This window comes from Beijerinckia sp. L45, assembly GCF_009765775.1.
Lineage (GTDB): Bacteria > Pseudomonadota > Alphaproteobacteria > Rhizobiales > Beijerinckiaceae > RH-AL1.
In genome coordinates this window covers 1-408 of the sequence record NZ_LMUU01000271.1, presented here as the reverse complement: position 1 = coordinate 408, position 408 = coordinate 1, and the positions used below count along the sequence as shown (strand labels likewise).

Annotated in this window: 1 pseudogene; it reads left to right on the top strand. The window is 67.9% G+C overall.

Annotation, left to right across the window (positions count from 1 at the left end):
• Nucleotides 1-50 precede the first annotated feature (50 nt).
• A pseudogene (locus GSQ79_RS27725) lies at nt 51-408 on the top strand (sugar transporter); the annotation flags it as partial.

The following is a 408-nucleotide window of genomic DNA, read 5'->3' as shown; positions in this document are numbered from 1 at the left end:
ATTTGACTCGATATGACCGGAAGCCGCGTGGGGCTCGCCTGATGCCGCGCTTGCTCGGCGCCGTGGCGTGCGCGCTGGTGCTCAATGCCTGCTCGACGGTGCCCGGCGGCGGCCCGACCCGGCAGTCGGTGATCGACGTCGGCACCAAACTCGATGCGCCCTATCTGCTTGTGCCGATCTCGAATTACGTGCTGCAGCAGCTGTTGCGCTTCCCCGGGCCGAGCCTGTTCGGCCGCTTCGGCGATTATCGCGGCCCAGTCGAGCAGCGCATCGGCGTCGGCGACACCGTTGAAGTCACCGTCTTCGAGGCGGCGGGCGGCGGCTTGTTCTCCCAGACCATTGTGGGCGCAAACTCGCCCGGCTCGCATTCGGCCGTCATCCCGCCGCAGGTGGTGGCCAACGACGGCT